A 16304-nucleotide genomic window follows, 5' to 3' on the forward strand; every position below is an offset into this window, starting at 1 on the left:
ACACATGACCAGTGACAGGTAGGAACCAATGAGACTTCGCAAGGCAGCACTTGTGCCGGCGCTCGTGGCGGTCAGCGCCCTCACGCTGACGGCTTGTGGTGGGGGCGGCGGCAAGACCGCCGGCTCGGGCTCCAACAAGGGCGCGACCGCGGGCGCCGCACAGAGCTTCTCGGTCGGCAACAAGGCCGACTCGACCGGTCCGGCCAAGGACGTCCCCGGTGCCAAGAAGGGCGGCACCGCCTTCGACATCGAGACGACCGGCTTCGACTACCTGGACCCGAGCCAGCAGTACGTCAACCAGCTGCAGGCCGTCGGCATGCTCTACAGCCGCCAGCTGACCAACTACAAGACCGACCCGGTCACCGGCAAGGTCACCCTGGTCGGCGACCTGGCCACCGACACCGGCACCCTCGCCGACGGCGGCAAGACCTGGACCTGGACCCTCAAGGACGGCCTGAAGTTCGAGGACGGCACGCCGATCACCTCGAAGGACGTCAAGTACGCGATCGAGCGCCTGTACCAGGACTACCAGACCAACGGTGCGACCTACTTCCCGACCTGGCTGTCCGGTGCCGGCTACCGCGACGTCTACAAGGGCCCGCAGACCGGTGAGCTGCCGGACAGCGTGATCGGCACCCCGGACGCGAAGACCATCGTCTTCCACTTCCAGCAGGCGCACACCGACGCCAACTTCGCCGCTGCCGAGCCCGACATCACGGCGATCGAGCGCTCCAAGGACACCGGCCCGCAGTACAACAGCCACCCGGTCTCGATCGGCCCCTACAAGATCGCCGACTACCAGCCGGACAAGTCGCTGACCCTGGTCAAGAACGACCAGTGGGACCCGAACACCGACCCGCTGCGCCACCAGTACGTGGACAAGTGGCAGTTCCAGCTCAACGTCTCGTCCCAGCAGATGACCCAGCGCCTGATGAACGGCAGCGGGGACGACAAGAACGCGATGAACCTCGCGAACAACGCCGACCCCAGCCTGATCAAGCAGATCCAGGACGACACGTCCATGGCTCCCCGCACGATCAGCCAGTACACCCCGTTCGTCGACACCTTCGACATCAACGACACCCGGGTGAAGGACGTCAACGTCCGCAAGGCCCTGGTCGCCGCCTTCCCGGCGGCCCAGATCCAGCGTCTGCTCGGTGGCTCGGCCACCGGTGACATCGCCGGCAACCTGATCAGCCCCACCATCGCCGGCTGGCAGGACAGCGACCCGCTGGGCATCAAGGCCAACAAGGCGGGCGACCCGGCCAAGGCCAAGAAGATCCTGACGGACGCCAACCAGCTCAACTACCACATCGAGGTCGGCTACGCCAACACCCCGAAGTGGGAGGGTGTGGCCAACGCCCTCGTCGACGCCCTGAACCAGGCCGGCTTCAAGGCCGAGAAGAAGGAAATCGACGCCACCAGCTACTACTCGGTGATCGGTAAGAAGGACAACCAGTTCGACATGTACCGCACCGGCTGGGGTGCCGACTGGCCGCAGGGTGACACCGTCATCCCGCCGACCCTGGACGGTCGTCTGATCGCCGACGGTGCGACCAACTACTCGCACTACAACAACGACGCGATGAACAAGGAGATGGACACCATCTCCGCGATCACCGACCAGACGCAGGCGGCCAGCCAGTGGATGTCCCTCGCTGACAAGATCCTCACCACCGACGTGCCGAAGATCCCGCTGGAGTACGACAAGTTCTTCAACGTCTACGGCGCGGGCCTTGGCGGCGTGGCCTACAACCCGGTTCTGGGCTGCATCGACCCGTCCAGCGTCTACCTGAAGGGCTGACAAACCCCGGAGTCGGCCTCCGGGCCGACTCCCCCCGGGCGGGGTCACCTGATCGGGTGACCCTGCCCGGGCCGCGTGTCGACTCCACGTGACCCGTGGGTCGCACACTCCACGACGTGGCCGCCGCAGGCGCCCTCACTTCGGAAGAGCTTCATTCCATGCTCCGATTTCTCATCCGCCGGGCGCTCGGCGCGATCGTCATCATTCTGCTGCTGATCTGCCTCACGTACTTCGCCTTCTTCTCCCTCGCGGTGGACCCGGCGCAGCTGGCCTGCCCGCCGAAGTCGTGCACGCCTGAGCTGCTGGCGCAGATCCGCTCCAACATGCACCTCAACCTGCCGATCTACCAGCAGTTCTGGAACTACCTCAGCGGGCTCTTCGTCGGCCAGGACCTCGGGCAGCTCGGCCACTGCGCCGCTCCCTGCTTCGGCTACTCCTACAACTCCCAGCGGTTCGTCTGGGACGAGATCTCCGCCAACTACCCGGCCACCTTCGTGCTGGCCATCGGCGGCGCGGTCGTCTTCCTCGCCATCGGTGTCGGCCTGGGCATGCTCTCCGCCTGGAAGCAGGGCACCATGCTGGACCGGGTCGCCAGCTCCATCTCGCTGATCGGCCAGTCGACCCAGATCTACTTCGTCGGCCCGCTGGCCATGGCGCTCTTCGTCTACAACCTGCAGTGGCTGGGCATTCCGAAGTACGTGCCGTTCACCCAGGACCCGGTCGGCTGCTTCACGGGCATGCTGCTGCCGTGGCTGGTCATGTCGATCATCTTCTGGGCCAACTACACCCGCCAGGTCCGCTCGCTGATGCTCGAGCAGCTCTCCGAGGACCACATCCGGGCCGCCCGCGCCAAGGGCATGTCCAACCGCTACGTCTGGTGGCGCTACGCGCTGCGCGGTGCGATGGCCCCGATCATCACCATCTTCGGCATCGACCTCGGCTCGGTCTTCTCCGGCGCCATCATCACCGAGTACACCTTCAGCATCCAGGGCCTGGGCTTCCTCGCCGTCAAGTCGGTCAACAACGCCGACCTGTACCTGGAGCTGGGCGTGCTGATCTTCAGCTCGGTCGCGATCCTGCTCTTCAACATCGTCGTCGACGCTGCTTACGCTCTCCTCGACCCCCGGGTGCGGCTGGCATGACCCCGTCCGTATCCATGCCCGTCCCGCACCACCCCGCCCCCGAGGAGATCCGACCGTGAGCACCCTCACCAAGTCCGAGTCCGGCACCGCACCCAAGGCCGGCTCCGCGTTCCTCTCGGTGCACGACCTGCAGGTCCGCTTCCGCACCGAGGACGGCATCGTCAAGGCCGTCAACAACCTCACCTTCGACCTGGAGAAGGGCAAGACCCTCGGCATCGTCGGTGAGTCGGGCTCCGGCAAGTCGGTGTCCAACCTGGCCGTGATGGGCCTGCACAACCCGCGCAACACCACCATCGAGGGCTCAATCACCCTCGACGGCCAGGACCTGCTCAGGGCCTCCCAGAAGGACCTCGAGAAGCTCCGCGGCAACAAGATGGCGATGATCTTCCAGGACGCGCTCGCCGCGCTGTCGCCGTACTACACGATCGGCCGGCAGATCGCCGAGCCGTTCATGAAGCACACCGGCGCCAGCAAGAAGGAGGGCCGGGACCGCGCCATCGAGATGCTCCGCCGCGTGGGCATCCCGCAGCCGCAGACCCGGGTCGACGACTTCCCGCACCAGTTCTCCGGCGGTATGCGCCAGCGCGCGATGATCGCCATGGCGCTGGTCTGCGACCCCGAGCTGCTGATCGCCGACGAGCCCACCACCGCGCTGGACGTGACCGTCCAGGCCCAGATCGTCGACCTGCTGAAGGACCTCCAGCAGGAGAGCGGCACCTCGATCATCTTCATCACCCACGACCTCGGCGTGATCCGCGAGATCGCCGACGACGTGCTGGTGATGTACGCCGGTCGGGCCGTCGAGCGCGGCACCATGCGCGAGGTCCTCAAGAGCTCCCAGCACCCGTACGGCTGGGGCCTGCTCAGCTCCATCCCGCGGATCAACGCCTCGGTCGACATCCCGCTGATGCCGATCCCGGGCACCCCGCCGTCCCTGCTGAACCCGCCCGCCGGCTGCGCCTTCAACCCGCGCTGCGCGTACCGTGAGCTGGTGCCGGGTGACAAGTGCGAGACCGAGCGCCCGCCGCTCGCGCCGGCCAACGGCCACCTGTCGGCCTGCCACCTCACGGATGAGCAGAAGCAGTCCATCCTCACCGAGCAGATCCTGCCCCGGCTGAGCAGCTGATCCTCGGTAACGGAGTCAAGGAAATCCCATGAGCGCAGAGCAGACCTCGCTGACCAAGGCCAAGGAGACGCCGGCGGCCTCCGGCTCTCCCCTGCTGGAGGTCACCGGCCTCACCAAGCACTTCCCGGTGATGGGCGGCTTCCCGTTCAAGCGCCAGGTCGGCGCGGTGCAGGCGGTCGACAACGTGAGCTTCACCGTGGGCGCGGGCGAGAGCCTGGGCCTGGTCGGTGAGTCCGGCTGTGGCAAGTCGACCACCGGTCGCCTGGTCACCCGGCTCTACGAGCCGACCAGCGGCAGCATCAAGTACCTCGGCCAGGACATCACCCACGCCGGCCGCAAGGAGCTGGCGCCGATCCGGTCCGAGATCCAGATGATCTTCCAGGACCCGTACTCCTCGCTGAACCCGCGGCACACCGTCGGCACCATCATCACCAACCCGATGGAGATCAACGGGATCAACCCGCCCGGTGGCCGGGACGCCCGGGCCAAGGAGCTCCTGGAGATCGTCGGTCTCAACCCGGAGCACTTCAACCGGTTCCCGCACGAGTTCTCCGGCGGTCAGCGCCAGCGCATCGGTGTCGCCCGCGCGCTCGCGCTCAACCCGAAGCTGATCGTCGCCGACGAGCCGGTCTCCGCGCTCGACGTGTCGATCCAGGCGCAGGTCGTCAACCTGCTCCAGGGGCTGCAGCGCGAACTGGGCATCGCGTTCGTCTTCATCGCCCACGACCTCTCGATCGTGCGGCACTTCTCGCAGCGCGTCGCGGTGATGTACCTGGGCAAGGTGGTCGAGATCGCCGACCGCGACTCGCTCTACAGCAGCCCGCGCCACCCGTACACCCACGCGCTGCTGTCGGCGGCCCCGGACGCCGACCCGGACAACGCCGCCGCCGAGCGCATCCGGCTCACCGGCGACGTGCCGTCGCCGCTCAACCCGCCGTCCGGCTGCCGGTTCCGCACCCGCTGCTGGAAGGCGCAGGAGAAGTGCGCCACGGAGGAGCCGCCGCTGATCCAGCTGGCCGGCAACGCCGAAGGCCACCTGACCGCCTGCCACTTCCCGGAGGACGGCAGCTCCAAGCCCGTCGGCGCCAGCTCGGTGCCGAAGGCCCGCGACGCGGCCGAGCTCAAGCCGAAGGCCGCGAAGGCCGAGGGCACGCCGAAGGCCGAGGGCACGCCGAAGGCCGCGAAGGCCGGTGCCAAGGCTGAGGGCAAGGCCGAGGCTGAGGGCAAGACCGAGGGCAAGGCTGAGGGCAAGGCCGAGGCTGAGGGCAAGACCGAGGGCAAGGCTGAGGCCAAGACCGACGCCAAGGCCGACGCCAAGGCCAAGGGCGAGAAGTCCGAGGACTGATCAGGCCAGGGAAGCGCAGGGCCCCTCCCGTCCTCGGGAGGGCCCTGCGCCTTTTCAACTCTGCCCGTCGCCCGGCTCCTCCCCAGGAGCGGTCCCCTTCTCCGGGGGACCCGCACCGGTGTCACGTTCCTCCATCGGAGGCGCCCCGGTCTCCCGCTCCGCCGCACTCTGCTCAATCTCGCGCTCCACCGCGCTCTGCTCCACCTCCCGCTCCGCCGCACTCTGCTCCACCTCCCGCTCCGCCGCACTCTGCTCCACCTCCCGCTCCGCCGCACTCTGCTCCACCTCGCCCTCCACCGCACTCTGCTCGACCTCACCCTCCGCCGCGCTCTGCTCCACCTCGCGCTCCGCCGCGCTCTGCTCGATCTCGCGCTCCGCCGCGCTCTGCTCAATCTCGCGCTCTGCTGCGAAGTGACACGCCGAGTCGTGCGCGGCCAGTCCGGTCAGCCAGGAGGGGCGGGCCAGCAGCGGCTCCTCGATGGCGCACTTCTCCTGGGCCTTCCAGCAGCGGGTGCGGAACCGGCAGCCCGATGGCGGGTTGGCGGGTGACGGGACGTCGCCGACCAGCACGATCCGGTCCCGGGCCTCCCGTGCGACCGGGTCGGGGACGGGCACGGCGGAGAGCAGCGCCTGGGTGTACGGGTGGGTCGCATGCTCGTAGATCTCCAGATCGGTGCCCATTTCCACCAGCTTGCCCAGGTACATCACGCCGACCCGGTCGGAGATGTGCCGCACGATGGACAGGTCGTGGGCGATGAACATGTACGAGAGGTTGAACTCGCCCTGCAGCTGTTCCAGCAGGTTGATCACCTGGGCCTGCACCGAGACGTCCAGCGCGGAGACCGGCTCGTCGCAGATGATCACCTCGGGCTTGAGCGCCAGGCCGCGGGCGATGCCGATCCGCTGGCGCTGGCCACCGGAGAACTGGTGCGGATACCGGTTGATGTGCTCCGGGTTGAGCCCGACCACGTCCAACAGGTCCTCCACGGCCTTGCGGCGGTCGCCCTTGGGGGCCACCTCGGGGTGGATCTCGAACGGTTCGCCGATGATGTCGCCGACCGTCATCCGCGGGTTGAGCGAGGTGTACGGGTCCTGGAAGACCATCTGGATGTTGCGCCGGACCGCCTTCAGCGCCGAGCCGGTCAGCCGGGAGATCTCCTCGCCCTTGTAGCGGACCGAGCCGCTGGTGGCCGGCTCCAGGTTCATCAGCACCTTGGCGAGCGTCGACTTGCCGCAGCCGGACTCGCCCACGACGCCCAGCGTCTCACCCTTCATCAGGTCGAAGGAGACGCCGTCCACCGCCTTCACCGCGCCGACCTGCCTCTTGAAGATCACGCCCTGGGTCAGCGGGAAGTGCTTGACCAGGTTGCGGACCTCCAGGATCGGCTCGCCCTCGGTGACCGGCAGGGCGAACGCCTCCTCCTCCGGCCGGGTCGCGTCGGTCGCGGTCGCTCCGTCATTCGCCATGGAGCGTCTCCTTCCAGAAGTGGCAGGCGCTGGCCCGGCCGGGCACGGGGGTGCCCGTCTCGTCCGTCACCTCGAAGAGCGGCGGATCCACCTCCCGACAGATGGTCCGGGCCCGGGGGCAGCGCGGGTGGAACGGGCAGCCCGGCGGGATCCGCAGCAGGTTGGGCGGCAGGCCCTTGATCGCGTAGAGCTCCAGGCCCTTCTGGTCCAGCCGCGGGATCGACTGCAGCAGGCCCTCGGTGTACGGGTGCGCGGGGCCGGCGTACAGCCCGTGCACCGGGGCGGTCTCCACGATGCGTCCCGCGTACATCACCGCGATCTTGTCCGCCACGTCGGCGACCACCCCGAGGTCGTGGGTGATCAGGATCAGGCCCATGTGGTACTCGTCCTGGAGCTCCGCCAGCAGGTCCATCACCTGGGCCTGGACCGTGACGTCCAGTGCGGTGGTCGGCTCGTCGGCGATGATCAGGTCCGGCTGCAGGGCCAGCGCCATGGCGATCATGATGCGCTGGCGCATGCCGCCGGAGAACTGGTGCGGGTAGTCGCCGACCCGCTCCTTGGCGGCCGGGATGCGCACCCGCTGCATCAGCTCGACCGCCTTCTCCCTGGCCTCCTTGCGGGAGGTCCCGTGGTGCACCCGGAACATCTCGCCCAGCTGGGCGCCGACGGTGTGCACCGGGTTGAGCGCGGAGAGCGCGTCCTGGAAGATCATCGCGACCTGGGCACCACGGACCTTGCGGCGCTCCTCCTTCCCCATGGTCAGCAGGTCGCGCCCCTTGAAGACGATCTGACCGTCGGTCACGAAACCGGGCGGACTGTCGAGGATGCCCATCACGGCCTGCGCGGAGACCGACTTGCCGGAGCCCGACTCGCCCAGGATGGCCAGCGTCTCACCCGCCCAGACCGAGTAGTTCACCCCGTTGACCGCCTTGGCCACCCCTTCCCTGGTGCGGAACTCCACCCTGAGGTCGCGGACTTCGAGCAGCGGACCGGTTCCGGTGCCCGCCCTGCCCGCACGCGGCTGTGCACTGGTGCTGCTGGTGCTCATCGCTGGTGCCCTCTCTCAGCGCAGCTTGGGGTCGAGGGCGTCGCGGACCGCGTCGCCGAGCATGATGAAGGCGAGCACCGTGATGCTGAGCGCGCCGGCCGGGAAGAGCAGCATGTGCGGCGCCACGCTGAAGGAGTCGGAGGCCGCCGAGATGTCGATGCCCCAGGAGACGGTCGGCGGTCTGAGGCCGACGCCGAGGTAGCTCAGGGTGGCTTCCAAGGCGATGTAGGTGCCGAGCGCGATGGTGGCGACCACGATGATCGGCGCGACCGCGTTGGGCAGGATGTGCCGCAGCATCAGGCGGTTGTTGCTCGCGCCCAGCGCCCGGGCCGCCGTCACGTAGTCCTGCTCCTTGGCGGTGATCACTGCGCCGCGCCCGATGCGGGCGAGCTGCGGCCAGCCCAGCACCACGATGAAGGCCACCACGATCCAGATCGACTTGTTCTTGATCACGGAGAGGAAGACCAGGCCGCCCAGGAGGATCGGGATGCCGAAGAAGATGTCGGCGACCCTGGAGATCACCGAGTCGGGCCAGCGGCCGAAGAAGCCGGCCACCCCGCCCAGCACGGTGCCGACGAGCGCCGCGCCGACGGTGGCGCAGACGCCGACCGTGATCGAGGCCCGGGCGCCGTAGACAGTGCGGGCGTAGACGTCGCAGCCCTGGGTGTCGAAGCCGAACGGATGTCCGCCGGTGGGACCCAGCTGGGACTTGGACAGGTCGCAGTTGAGCGGGTTGGTCGAGGTCATCATGCTCGGGAAGATCGCCACCAGCACCAGGAAGACGATCAGGAGACTGGAGACGATGAAGATCGGATTGGTCCGCAGGTCCCGCCAGGCGTCCTGCCAGAGGCTGCGCGGCACCACCCGCTCGTCGGCCGACGGCGCCTCCGGATGGTCGGCGAGGCGTTCGCCCTTGACTAACGTCTCACCTTCCATGGTCCCGAGGTCGAACTGCCGGTTCTCGATCGCACTCTGCATCTCCTCCTCTTCGGTACCGGCCCCGGCCATCGGATCCGCTTCGTTGTACTTCTCCTGATCAGGCATACCGGATCCTCGGGTCCAGGACCGCGTAAAGCAGGTCGACGAGCAGATTGGCCAGCAGGAAGATGATGATCAGGACGGTCACGAAGCCGACCACGGTGTTGGTGCTCTGCCGCACGATCCCCTGGTAGAGGGCGTAGCCGACACCGTGGATGTTGAAGATCCGCTCGGTGACCAGGGCACCGCCCATGAGGGCGCCCAGGTCGGTGCCGAGGAAGGTGACCACCGGGATCAGGGAGTTGCGCAGCAGGTGGTTGACCACCACCCGGTGCCTCGGCAGGCCCTTGGCCACCGCGGTGCGCACGAAGTCGGCCCGGGAGTTCTCCGCGACCGTGGTCCGGGTCAGCCGGGCGACGTAGGCGAGCGAGACCGAGGCCAGCACGATGCCGGGCAGGATCAGCGACCTCAGGGTGACGTCGAAGCCGACCGTGGCCGGCAGCACCCCCCACCTCACCCCGACCAGGTACTGCAGCACGTAGCCGGTGACGAAGACCGGGATCGAGATCACCACCAGGGTGAGGATCAGGACCGAGCTGTCCGCGAGCCGTCCCCGGCGCAGGCCGCTGAGCAGCCCGAGACCGATGCCGAAGATCACCTCGATGGTGAAGGCGACGGCCGTGAGCTTGAGCGTGGTCGGATAGGCGGCGGCCAGCTGCGAGGTGACGGTCTGGCCGGTGAAGGTGGTGCCGAAGTCCCACCGGAAGAGCCGGCCCATGTACAGCACGTACTGCTTCCAGAGCGGGTCGTTCAGGTTGTACTGGGCCCGGATCTGGGCGGCGACCGCCGGATCCGGCGCCCGGTCGCCGAAGAGCGCGTTCACCGGGTCGCCGAGCGCGTGCACCATGACGAAGATCAGGAAGGTGGACCCGATGAACACCGGGATCATCTGGAGCAGGCGCCTCAGGACGTAGCTTCCCATGCGCGTACCTCCCACTGGGTCGGCGAGCCGCGGCGGCCGGCTCCGCCCGGGAGCCGGCCGCCGCCACCCGACTAACTGACGGTGATCTGCCAGTAGACCGGGACGCTGAACGGGTCGAGCGTCACGTTGTTCACGTGGCTGGACCAGGCAACGGTGCCGTTCTGGTACCAGAGCGGGATCGCCGGCACGTCGGTGACCAGCATCTTCTCGGCGGTCTGGAAGTCGGTGACCGCGGTGGCCTGGTTGGGCTCGGCGTTGGCGGTGTTCACCTGGGCGTCGAAGGCCGGGTTGTTGTAGTGCGAGTCGTTGGAGGACCCGTCCGTCGTGTACACCGGCTGCAGGAAGTCCTGGATCAGCGGGTAGTCCATCTGCCAGCCGGTCCGGAAGGGGCCGTTCATCTTCTTGCCGGTGATCTGGTTGCGGAAGTCCGCGAAGGTGCCGACCGGGTTGCCGACGCAGGCGCTGTTGTTGCCCAGCACCTGGTTGATGCTGTTGCAGGTGGCGTCGACCCAGTCCTTGTTGCCGCCGTCGGCGTTGTAACTGATGGTCAGCTGACCGCCGGGGATGCCGCCGCCCTGCTGGATCAGCTGCTTGGCCATGGTCGGGTTGTAGGTGCACAGCTGGCCGCAGAGGCCCTCCTTGAAGCCGCCGGTCGTGCCCAGCACCGGGGAGGTCCAGTCGCTGGCCGGGGTCCGGGTGTTGGTGAAGATGTTCTTCACGATGGTGGGCCGGTCGATCGCCATGGAGATGCCCTGGCGGACCAGCTTGGCGTTCGGCGTGCTCCACTGGGGCTGGTAGAGCGGGAACGAGATGGTCTGGATGATGCCGGCCGGGGTGTTCAGGAAGCGGCCGCCGCTTGGTCCGCTCGCCAGGGTCTTCAGCGCCGTGGTGGAGAGCGTGTTGTCCACGTCCAGCGCGCCCGACTGCAGGTCGGAGTAGGCCGCGTTGGGGTCGGTGTAGACGGTGAGCGTGATGCCGCCGTTCCTCGGCTTCTCGGTGCCGCTGTAGTCCGGGTTCGGCACCAGCTGCATCTGCTGGCTCCGGGTGTACGACTGGATCATGTACGGCCCGTTGCCGATCGGCTTGTTCAGGTAGGCGGCGTGGTTGCTGAAGAAGCTCGCCGGCAGCGGGTAGTAGGCGCTGTAGCCCAGGGTCGCCGGCCAGGTGGAGAACTTCTGGGTGAGCGCGACCGTGAAGGTGTTGTCGTCGACCACCTTGAGGCCGGACATGGTCTGCGCGGTCGGCGAACCGCTGGCCGGCGCCACCTGGTCGTAGCCCTGGATGTAGGAGAAGAAGCTGCTGTTGACCTGCTTGTTGGTGGAGAGCGCCCCGTAGTTCCAGGCGTTGACGTAGGAGGAGGCGGTGACCGTGGTGCCGTCGCTGAACTTCCACCCCGGCTTCAGCTTCACCGTCCAGTTCTGCTGGTCGGAGGAGGTGATCGAGTCGGCGTTGGCGTTGCTGGGCGCGCTGGTCTTGGGGTCGTACTGGACCAGACCGGCGAAGATCATGTTCATCACCGCGCCGCCGTTCACCTCGTTGGTGTTCGCCGGCTCCAACGGGTTCTGCGGGTCGCCCCACCAGGCCCGGACGACGCCACCGGACGACGTGCCGCCACTGCTGCTGCCGCCGCCGCAGCCGGTGGCCGCCACGGCCACCGAGGTGACGGCGATCACCGCCCAGCGGATCCGCTTGGCTGCGCGCATGGATGTCCCTCCTACTGGGGTGTGTGGTGCATCACACCCCATTCGAAGGTCCCCACTGCGGCGGCGCACCCGCAGCGGCCCCTAAAGAGCCCTCGGTACGGCCGAACGGATGCCTGAAAAGCCGTCAGCCGGCCCCCGTGGAACGGGGACCGGCTGACGGGTGGTCAGTTGGGCCGCGTCAGGCCTTCTTGGCCCGGGAGGCGGACCGGCCGCGCTCCTTCTGGTCCAGCACCACCTTGCGGATGCGGACCGTCTCCGGGGTCACCTCGATGCACTCGTCCTCGCGGCAGAACTCCAGCGACTGCTCCAGCGAGAGCTTGCGCGGCGGCACGATGGACTCCGCCACATCGGCCGTGGAGGAGCGCATGTTGGTGAGCTTCTTCTCCTTGGTGATGTTGACGTCCATGTCGTCGGAGCGGGAGTTCTCACCGACGATCATGCCCTCGTAGACCTCGGTGCCGGGCTCGCAGAAGAGCACGCCGCGCTCCTGCAGGTTGGTCATCGCGAAGGCGGTCACCACGCCGGCCCGGTCCGCGACCAGCGAGCCGTTGTTGCGGGTGGTCAGGGTGCCGAACCAGGGCTCGTGGCCCTCGTGGATCGAGTGGGCGATGCCGGTGCCGCGGGTGTTGGTCAGGAACTCGGTGCGGAACCCGATCAGGCCGCGGGACGGCACCACGAACTCCATCCGGACCCAGCCGGAGCCGTGGTTGGACATGTTGTCCATCCGGCCCTTGCGGATGCCCATCATCTGGGTGACGGCACCCATGTGCTCCTCGGGCACGTCCACGGTGAGGCGCTCGACCGGCTCGTGGGTCTTGCCGTTGACCTCCTTGGTGACCACCTGCGGCTTGCCGACGGTCAGCTCGAAGCCCTCGCGGCGCATGGTCTCGATCAGGATGGCCAGCGCCAGCTCACCGCGGCCCTGCACCTCCCAGGCGTCCGGGCGCTCGGTGTCCAGCACCCGCAGCGAGACGTTACCGATCAGCTCGCGGTCCAGGCGGTCCTTCACCTGGCGGGCCGTCACCTTGCGGTCCACCTTGGCACCGGACTTGGCGTCCGCGCCCTTGCCGGAGCCGCCCTTGCCGACCAGCGGCGAGGTGTTGGTGCCGATGGTCATCGAGATGGCCGGCTCGTCCACCGTGATCAGCGGCAGCGCGATCGGGTTCTCCGGGTCGGCCAGGGTCTCGCCGATCATGATGTCGGCGATGCCGGAGACGGCGCAGATGTCACCGGGACCGGCCTGCTCGGCGGGCTTGCGGGTGAGCGCCTCGGTCATCAGCAGCTCGCTGATCCGGACGTTCTGGACCGAGCCGTCGCGCTTGATCCAGGCGACCGTCTGGCCCTTCTTGAGGTAGCCCTGCTCGACCCGGAGCAGCGCGATGCGGCCGAGGAAGTTGTCCGCGTCCAGGTTGGTGACGTGGGCCTGCAGCGGGGCGTCCTCGTCGTAGCCGGGGGCCGGGACGTGCTCCAGCAGGGTGGAGAAGAACGGCTCCAGGCTGTCGCTGTCGGCCGGCACGGTGCCGTTCTCCGGCTTGGTCAGCGAGGCGATGCCGTCACGGGCGCAGGCGTAGACGATCGGGAACTCGATCTGGTCCTCGTCCGCGTCCAGGTCCAGGAACAGGTCGTAGGTCTCGTTGACGACCTCGTCGATCCGGGCGTCCGGACGGTCGGTCTTGTTGATGCAGAGGATCACCGGCAGCTTGGCCTGCAGGGCCTTGCGCAGCACGAAGCGGGTCTGCGGCAGCGGACCCTCGGAGGCGTCCACCAGCAGCACCACCGCGTCGACCATGGACAGGCCGCGCTCGACCTCGCCGCCGAAGTCGGCGTGGCCGGGGGTGTCGATGATGTTGATGGTGATGGGCTCGCCACCGCCCTTGGGGTGGTACTTGACCGCGGTGTTCTTGGCGAGAATGGTGATGCCCTTCTCGCGCTCGAGGTCGTTGGAGTCCATCATGCGGTCGTCGAGCTGCTGGTGAGCCGCGAAGGCGCCGGCCTGCTTGAGCATCGCGTCGACCAGGGTCGTCTTCCCGTGGTCGACGTGGGCGACGATGGCGACGTTGCGGATGTCATTGCGCGTGGGCATGCGGAGCGAACTCTCCCGGAGTCGTGGGTTGTGGCGCCCCGGTGCATTCCCTGACCGGTCCACCTGCCGGGCGGCACATGCCACGGCTTGTCCTATGGTACGTGGCCGGGGTGCCGAACTGCTCAGCAGGCGATGATCACCGCTCAGCGCAGGAAGCCGAGATCCTGGTAGCGGGGCCAGCCGAAGCCGTACGCTCCGGCGCCGGCCACCCCGGTGCGCACCGCGACCAGCTCGGGGCGCTGGTAGAGCGGGACCGAGTGGCCGATCTCCCAGATCCGCGCGTCGGCCTCCTGGAGCAGGGCGGTCTGCCGGGCCTGGTCGGGCTCGGCGGCGGCCTTGTCGAACAGTCCGTCGATCTCGTCGGTGCCGATGCCCGCGTAGTTGAGGCCGGGCAGCGGGCGGCCGTCCGGGCCCGGGCTCGGCTTGGCGTAGAGCGGGCGCTCGTCCACGGCCGGGAAGGCGGTGGCCGGCCAGGAGACCAGCGCCAGGTCCCAGTCGCCGGCCGCCAGGTGGTCGTGGACGAAACCGGCCACCGGCAGCGCCCTGGCGTGCAGCGCCACGCCGTGCGGGGCGAGCTGGGCGGTCAGCGCGTCGGCCGTGCGGCGGGCGGCGGCCGAGTCGTCCGGGTAGACCAGGTCCAGGTCGAGGTGGAGCGCCTTGACGCTGCTGCCGAGGACCGTGCCGTTGTCCCGGTAGCCGGCCTGGTCGGCCATCAGCAGGTGGTTGCCGAGCGGCACCGCGGCCAGGCCCAGCGGGCCCAGCGCCGCCCGGGCCAGCTTGCCGCGGTCCACCAGGGCGGCGAGCGCGCGGCGCACCGCCAGGTCGGTCAGCGGGCCGCGGGTGCCGTTCAGGGTGAGCTGGGTGAAGGACGGGGCGGCCGCGCGGTGCAGGGTGATGCCGGGCAGCGCCTCGGCCCGGCGCAGGGCCTGGGTGGCCGAGTCGAGGGCGTCGGCGGACCTGGCGGTCGGCGGGTGGTCGACGGTGCCCTCCAGGGCGGCCACGTCGACCTGCTGGGCCTGCAGGGCGGCCAGCCGGTCGGGCGTGGCCAGGAAGTCGATCCGGTCGACCTTGGGCCGCTCGCCCCACCAGCGCGGGTTGCGCAGCACGGTCGCCCTGCCGCCCTTGGCGTCCAGGGTGGCGAGGGTGAACGGGCCCGCGGTCCTCCCCTGCCCCCCGGCCGGGTAGAGCGGGCTGAAGAGCGCCCGCCACTGGGCGTACGGCCGCCGGAAGACCACCTTCACCTGGTGCGGGTCGGCGCCCGGCGTGATCGACTCGATGGCGCCGTAGCCGGGCTGGCCGGCCCGCAGCGCGTTCCACTGCACGGTGAAGTCGGCCGCACCCAGTGGGGTGCCGTCGCTCCAGACCGCCTTGGGGTTGAGCCGGTAGGTGACGGTGCGGCCGGTCACCTCGGCGCCGGCCAGGTAGTCGGGATCGGCCACCGGGCGGGCGTGCTCGTCCAGCCGGTAGAGGCTCGGCAGCACCGCGTGGGCGATCAGCGCGGTGTCCGGCGGGGCGTCGGCGCTGTAGACGTTCAGGTCGCCCGGCACCGCGTCGACCGCCCAGCGCAGGGTGCCGCCGTCGCGCACGGCGCTGCGGTCGGCCCGGGTCAGATCGGCGGCGGTCGGCGCCGGCGCGGCCGGACCCGACGATCCGGAGCACCCCGTCAGGGTGCCGAGCACCAGCAGCGCGGCGAGCAGACGTTTCATGCGGACACTCAACTCCACCGTGCCATCGAAAAGCTGACGGCACGACAAGCTGACACCCCTTCGGCGCAACGAACTCCGGTCAGAACCCTTCCGCGACTTTGTGATCAAGGTCACACTTCCAGAATGGCCACAATGACCAAACGTGCGGTCATCGCGGACCGCACCCTGCGCACCGATGCCTGGTGGCTGCCCCAGCTGGCCACCGCGCTGGGCCTGCTGCTCTTCGTCGGCTACTCGACCTGGCGGGCGTTCGCCGGCGCCGACTACTACGCGGCGCCCTACGTCTCGCCGTTCTACTCCCCGTGCCTGGCGGCGAACTGCCTGCCGATGCGCGGCGGGGCCGACTGGGCGGTGTTCGGCGACTGGTGGCGGCTCTCCCCCGCCCTGCTGGTGCTGATCTTCCCGCTCGGCTTCCGGCTGACCTGCTACTACTACCGCAAGGCGTACTACCGCGCTTTCTGGTCCTCCCCGCCGGCCTGCGCGGTGGCCGAGCCGCACGCCCGCTACACCGGCGAGTCCCGGTTCCCGCTGGTGCTGCAGAACCTGCACCGCTACTTCTTCTACCTGGCCGTGCCGGTCGCCGGGATCCTCAGCTACGACGCCGTGCTGGCCTTCAGGGACGGCGCCGGGCGCTGGGGCCACGCCGGCCTCGGCACCCTGGTGCTGCTGGTGAACGTGCTGCTGATCTGGGCGTACACCCTCTCCTGCCACTCCTGCCGGCACATCGTGGGCGGGCGGCTCAAGCACTTCTCCCGGCACCCGGTGCGCTACCGGGCCTGGCTGCTGGTCGGCCGGCTCAACGCCCGCCACATGCAGCTCGCCTGGTGCTCGTTGTTCTCGGTCGGTCTCGCCGACCTCTACGTCTACCTGGTCGCGTCGGGCACCTTCGCCGACCCGCGGTTCTTCTGAGGGAGCGTTGG

At 68.9% G+C, this 16304-nt stretch carries 11 protein-coding genes and 1 pseudogene; 5 read left to right on the forward strand and 7 right to left on the reverse strand.

Features of this window, described 5'->3' with window-relative positions; genetic code table 11:
* Positions 1-28 precede the first annotated feature (28 nt).
* The 4 genes from LN042_RS24770 to LN042_RS24785 all read left to right on the forward strand — a co-directional run bounded on the left by LN042_RS24770 (position 29) and on the right by LN042_RS24785 (position 5417).
* Complete coding sequence (locus LN042_RS24770; RefSeq protein WP_230053541.1) at positions 29-1804, forward strand: ABC transporter substrate-binding protein; 1776 nt, start codon at positions 29-31, stop codon at positions 1802-1804.
* A gap of 158 nt (positions 1805-1962) precedes the next feature.
* Positions 1963-2946 (forward strand): ABC transporter permease, encoded by a 984-nt coding sequence (locus LN042_RS24775; protein WP_230053542.1) that lies wholly within the window; start codon positions 1963-1965, stop codon positions 2944-2946.
* 55 nt (positions 2947-3001) lie between these two features.
* Positions 3002-4072: an ABC transporter ATP-binding protein gene (locus LN042_RS24780; RefSeq protein WP_230053543.1), complete on the forward strand. Its 1071-nt coding sequence runs from the start codon at positions 3002-3004 to the stop codon at positions 4070-4072.
* A gap of 28 nt (positions 4073-4100) precedes the next feature.
* Positions 4101-5417: an ABC transporter ATP-binding protein gene (locus tag LN042_RS24785; RefSeq protein ID WP_230053544.1), complete on the forward strand. Its 1317-nt coding sequence runs from the start codon at positions 4101-4103 to the stop codon at positions 5415-5417.
* Positions 5418-5795: 378 nt separating this feature from the next.
* Here LN042_RS24785 and LN042_RS24790 read toward each other — a convergent pair.
* The 7 genes and pseudogenes from LN042_RS24790 to LN042_RS24820 all read right to left on the reverse strand — a co-directional run.
* Positions 5796-6884, reverse strand: a pseudogene (locus LN042_RS24790) (ABC transporter ATP-binding protein); the annotation flags it as partial.
* Entirely contained in the window at positions 6874-7932 is a 1059-nt protein-coding gene (locus LN042_RS24795) for an ABC transporter ATP-binding protein (protein ID WP_230053545.1), read from the reverse strand. The pseudogene LN042_RS24790 and the gene LN042_RS24795, both read right to left, overlap by 11 nt.
* Positions 7933-7947: 15 nt before the next feature.
* Positions 7948-8976, reverse strand: a complete 1029-nt coding sequence (locus tag LN042_RS24800) for an ABC transporter permease (protein WP_230053546.1) — start codon at positions 8974-8976, stop codon at positions 7948-7950.
* Positions 8969-9892: an ABC transporter permease gene (locus tag LN042_RS24805; RefSeq protein WP_230053547.1), complete on the reverse strand. Its 924-nt coding sequence runs from the start codon at positions 9890-9892 to the stop codon at positions 8969-8971. Before LN042_RS24805 ends, LN042_RS24800 begins: the two co-directional genes overlap by 8 nt.
* A gap of 71 nt (positions 9893-9963) precedes the next feature.
* Complete coding sequence (locus LN042_RS24810) at positions 9964-11595, reverse strand: peptide ABC transporter substrate-binding protein (protein WP_230053548.1); 1632 nt, start codon at positions 11593-11595, stop codon at positions 9964-9966.
* 178 nt (positions 11596-11773) lie between these two features.
* Positions 11774-13678 carry a translational GTPase TypA gene (gene typA / locus LN042_RS24815; RefSeq protein WP_230053549.1) on the reverse strand — a complete coding sequence of 635 codons (1905 nt, stop codon included), beginning with the start codon at positions 13676-13678 and terminating at the stop codon, positions 11774-11776.
* A 143-nt stretch (positions 13679-13821) separates the two neighbouring features.
* The gene (locus LN042_RS24820) at positions 13822-15384 is read right to left on the reverse strand and encodes an ABC transporter family substrate-binding protein (RefSeq protein WP_230053550.1); all 1563 of its coding nucleotides are present in this window, start codon (positions 15382-15384) and stop codon (positions 13822-13824) included.
* A gap of 132 nt (positions 15385-15516) precedes the next feature.
* Between LN042_RS24820 and sdhC the strand changes: the two genes are divergently transcribed.
* Positions 15517-16293, forward strand: coding sequence for a succinate dehydrogenase subunit SdhC (gene sdhC, locus LN042_RS24825; protein WP_230053551.1), 777 nt, complete (start codon positions 15517-15519; stop codon positions 16291-16293).
* The last annotated feature ends 11 nt before the right edge of the window (positions 16294-16304 follow it).

The organism is Kitasatospora humi (assembly GCF_020907985.1).
Classification (GTDB): Bacteria; Actinomycetota; Actinomycetes; order Streptomycetales; family Streptomycetaceae; genus Kitasatospora; species Kitasatospora humi.